The organism is Aestuariivirga sp., assembly GCF_037139295.1.
Lineage (GTDB): Bacteria > Pseudomonadota > Alphaproteobacteria > Rhizobiales > Aestuariivirgaceae > Aestuariivirga.
The window spans coordinates 1-3,826 of sequence record NZ_JBAXGR010000187.1; the positions used below are offsets into that span (position 1 = coordinate 1).

At 63.7% G+C, this 3,826-nt stretch carries 3 protein-coding genes; 1 reads left to right on the top strand and 2 read right to left on the bottom strand.

The window, feature by feature from the left end; genetic code table 11:
• On the top strand, positions 1-816 hold an 816-nt coding region (locus WCJ41_RS20500), incomplete at its 5' end, for an EamA family transporter (protein WP_336907691.1).
• Here WCJ41_RS20500 and mbfA read toward each other — a convergent pair.
• Together mbfA and lepA are read right to left on the bottom strand one after the other, a co-directional pair.
• Positions 813-1,769 (bottom strand): iron exporter MbfA, encoded by a 957-nt coding sequence (mbfA, locus tag WCJ41_RS20505; RefSeq protein WP_336907692.1) that lies wholly within the window; start codon positions 1,767-1,769, stop codon positions 813-815. The two genes, WCJ41_RS20500 and mbfA, sit on opposite strands and share 4 nt — an antisense overlap.
• Before the next feature lie 82 nt (positions 1,770-1,851).
• Positions 1,852-3,654, bottom strand: a complete 1,803-nt coding sequence (gene lepA / locus WCJ41_RS20510; protein WP_336907693.1) for a translation elongation factor 4 — start codon at positions 3,652-3,654, stop codon at positions 1,852-1,854.
• Positions 3,655-3,826: the final 172 nt, after the last annotated feature.

The window sequence follows — 3,826 nt, forward strand, 5'->3', positions numbered from 1 at the left end:
CTCGCCGCGGCTGTCATGCACGCAGGCTGGAACGTGCTGGTCAAGCTCAAGCTCGATCGGTTCCTGTCGCTCTGCCTGATCCAGACGATCATGGGCGTGATGGGCGTGGCGATGCTGCTGGTATTCCCGCTCCCGTCGCTGGCCAGTCTGCCCTATGCGGTTGCCTCCGGAGTTCTCCATCTCGGCTACAATCTCTTCCTCGCACGGAGTTATCGCACGGGTGACCTGAGCCAGGTGTACCCGATCGCGCGGGGTGCGGCCCCCCTGCTCACCCTCGCCGTGACGTGGACCTTCATGCATGAGGACCTGACGCTGATGGGCGGCGCCGGCGTGGCCATTCTGGTCATCGGCATCTGGATGATCAGCCTGCTCGGCCACCGCGGTGTGCGACTGGATGGGCTGACGCTGTTCTTCGCCATCGGCACGTCGGTGTTCATCGCGGCCTATACGATCGTCGATGGCATGGGCGGGCGCGCCTCGGGGCAGCCATCGTCCTATGCCGGCATGGTGTTTTTGTTCGATGCGATCTTCCTCGCCGCAACCGCCGTAAGCCTGCGCGGGCCTAGCATCGTGCGCGAGGTGGCGCCCTACTGGAAGACCGGTGTGGTGGGTGCGGCACTCTCGGTTGGCGCCTACTGGATCGTGATCTGGGCGATGACCAAGGCGCCGATCGCCAGCGTGGCCGCGCTGCGCGAGACGAGCATCCTCATCGTGATGCTGCTGTCGATGCGGGTGCTGAAGGAGACCGTCAGCCTGCCGCGCCTCGCGGGTGCGGTACTGATCGTCATCGGCGCGGTGCTGATCCGGCTGGCCTAGGCACTGCCGATCAGGATGCCGGTGAGGAAGACGAGGAAGCCGCCCACCGCAATCTGGAAGGCCGCCTTGAGGAAGGGTGTGTCCATGTACTTGAAACGGATCCAGGAGATGATCCAGAGCTCGACGAAAACGACCGCGATGGCGAGCCAGGTGGCGGTCCAGAAATCCGGAATGAGATAGGGCAGCGCATGGCCGAGGCCGCCCACCGCCGTCATGATGCCGGCGGCAAGGCCACGGATCAGCGGGTGGCCGCGGCCAGTGAGCTTGCCGTCATCCGACAGGCCCTCGGCAAGGCCCATGGAAATGCCCGCGCCCACCGAGGCGGCGGTGCCGACGAGGAAGGTCTGCCAGGTGTCATGCGTGGCGAAGGCGGCCGCGAAGAGCGGGGCGAGCGTCGAGACTGAACCATCCATGAGGCCCACGAGGCCCGGCTGGATGACCTGCAGCAGGAAGAGCCGGCGCTTGGCCTCGCCTTCCTCGATCTTGGCATCGGCTGTCAGATGCGTGTGGCCAAGCTTGACCGCGATTGATTCATGGCCCTTCTCGGCTTCGGCCAAGTCGAGCAGCAGCTTCTTGATCTGTGGGTCGCCACTGCGCTCGGCGGCCTGCTTGTAGAAGCGGTAGTTCTCGAGCTCGATGACCTCGGCACGCTGGCGCATCTCCTCGATGTTCATCTTGCCGATGGTCCATGCCGGCTTGTGGCGCACGAAGCCCTGGATGTCGGAGCGCCGGATCAGCGGGATGTAATCACCGAACTTCTTGGCATAGAGATCGGTGAGCCAGCGGCGGTGCTCGTGCTCTTCCTCCGCCATCTCCATGAAAACCTTGGCAGAGGCGGGATAGGTGTCCATCAGCGAATGGGCGAAGCCCGCATAGGCGCGGGCATCATCGTCCTCGCTCGAAATGGCAAGCGCGAGGAGTTCCTGTTCGGTGAGATCGGAAAAGCTTTTCAAGACAGGCACGGCCCCAAAGATGAGGACTGCAATTTAGAATTATTCCAAACTACGGTCCAGCCCGGAAATGGGATCAGCCGCCTCAGTTCTCATCCATCTTCAGCGCGGAAATGAAGGCCTCCTGCGGGATTTCGACCTTGCCGAACTGCCGCATCTTCTTCTTGCCTTCCTTCTGCTTGTCCAGAAGCTTCTTCTTGCGGCTGATGTCGCCGCCGTAGCACTTGGATGTGACGTCCTTGCGCATCGCCGACAGCGTCTCGCGCGCTACGATCTTGCCGCCGATTGCCGCCTGGATGGGGATCTGGAACATGTGGCGCGGGATCAGCTCCTTCAGCTTCTCGCACATCACGCGGCCGCGCTGCTCGGCGCGCGCCCGGTGCACGATCATGGCCAGCGCATCCACCGGTTCCGCGTTGACAAGGATGCCGAGGCGCACGAGGTCGCCCTCTTCATAATCGGTCATCTTGTAGTCGAAGGAGGCATAGCCGCGCGAGACCGACTTGAGCCGGTCATAGAAGTCGAACACCACTTCATTCAGCGGCAGATCATAGACCACCATGGCGCGCGCGCCCGCATAGGTGAGCTGCTTCTGGCGGCCGCGGCGGTCCTCGCAGAGCTTGAGGATGGAGCCCAGATATTCGTCCGGCACCAGGATGGTGGCCTCGATCCACGGTTCCTCGATCGATTCGATCAGCGTCTGGTCGGGAAGGTCTGCCGGGTTGTGCAGGTCGATGTGCGTGCCGTCACGCAGGTTGACCTTGTAGATGACCGAGGGTGCCGTGGTGATGATATCGACGTTGAACTCGCGCTCGATCCGCTCACGGACGATTTCGAGATGCAGCAGCCCGAGGAAGCCGCAGCGGAAGCCGAAGCCAAGGGCCGCCGAGGTCTCCATGTCATAGGTGAAGCTCGCGTCATTGAGGCGCAGCCTGCCGATGGCCTCGCGCAGGTCCTCGAAGCGGGCCGCATCGACGGGGAAGAAGCCGGCGAAGACAACGGACTGTGCGGGGCGGAAGCCCGGCAGCTGGGTGGCCGTCAGGTTCTTTTCGTCGACCACGGTGTCGCCGACGCGGGTGTCGGCCACCTGCTTGATCGAGGCGGTGAAGAAGCCGATCTCGCCCGGGCCCAGCTCGTCCACGGTTTCCTTCTTGGGACGCGACACGCCGACGCGCTCGAGCTGATAGACGGCATTGGTGGACATCAGCCGCACCTTCATGCCCTTCTTCAGCACGCCATCGATGATGCGCACGAGCACGACGACGCCGAGATAGGCATCATACCAGCTGTCAACGAGAAGCGCCCTCAAGGGCGCATCGCGGTCGCCCTTTGGGGCGGGAAGGCGGTGGACGATGGCCTCGAGCACGTCGGGCACGCCGACGCCGGTCTTGGCGGAAATCGGGATGGCGTCGGACGCGTCGATGCCGATCACGTCCTCGATCTGCTGGCGCACGCGGTCGGCGTCGGCCGCTGGCAGATCGACCTTGTTGAGGACCGGCACGATCTCGTGATTGTTGTTGATCGCCTGATACACGTTCGCCAGTGTCTGGGCCTCTACGCCCTGCGAGGCGTCGACGACGAGCAGCGAGCCCTCGCAGGCGGCGAGCGAGCGCGAGACCTCATAGGCGAAGTCCACGTGGCCGGGTGTGTCGATGAGGTTCAACACGTATTTCTCGCCATTCTTCGCGGTGTAGTCGAGGCGGACGGTGTTGGCCTTGATGGTGATGCCGCGCTCGCGCTCGATGTCCATCGAGTCGAGGATCTGGTTCACCATGTCGCGGTCGGCGACGGCGCCGCAGAGCTGGATCAACCGGTCGGCAAGGGTCGACTTGCCGTGGTCGATGTGGGCGATGATGGAGAAATTCCGGATGTGTGCGGTGTCAATCATGTTGGGCGGTGTTTGGCATTGGGAGGGGGGTAGGTCAAGCGCCGGGCGGTCGCGGCACGGGGGAGACAGGGGCATGTTCGATCCTTTGCGAGGGTGGCATTGATCCCTCAGGGAAATTGGGAGGCGCGGGCGCTGCCCGGCGCGGTGTGCCAGCCGTGAAGCTGGCGGTAGA

What these genes read in the sequence shown, in the direction of transcription:
- lepA (WP_336907693.1), bottom strand. Translation starts at nt 3,654, where the DNA reads ATGATTGACACCGCACACATCCGGAATTTCTCCATCATCGCCCACATC.